General features: G+C 71.3%; 1 protein-coding gene. It reads right to left on the bottom strand.

The features are described from left to right. Positions 1 to 216: AMP-binding protein (locus ADK65_RS09350; protein ID WP_159038750.1), on the bottom strand; the 216-nt coding region annotated here is incomplete at both ends.

The following is a 216-nucleotide window of genomic DNA, read 5'->3' as shown; positions in this document are numbered from 1 at the left end:
CTTCACCACCGCGTAGATCGCGACCAGGAGGTCCACCGACCGCGGGATCTTCACCGCGACCAGCCGCTCCGGACCCGCGCCCTGCTCCACCAGCCAGTGCGCCAGCCGGTTCGCCCGCCGGTTGAACTCCCCGTACGTCAGCGATCCTTCCTCACCGACCAGCGCCACCCGCTCCGGATCCCGCGCCACCTGCGCCTCGAACGCACCCGGCAACGT

Origin of the sequence: Streptomyces sp. NRRL B-1140 (assembly GCF_001280065.1) — a bacterium.
Lineage (GTDB): Bacteria > Actinomycetota > Actinomycetes > Streptomycetales > Streptomycetaceae > Streptomyces.
The sequence above is the reverse complement of the archived record's forward strand: the minus strand, read 5'-3'. Positions and strand labels throughout refer to the sequence as shown.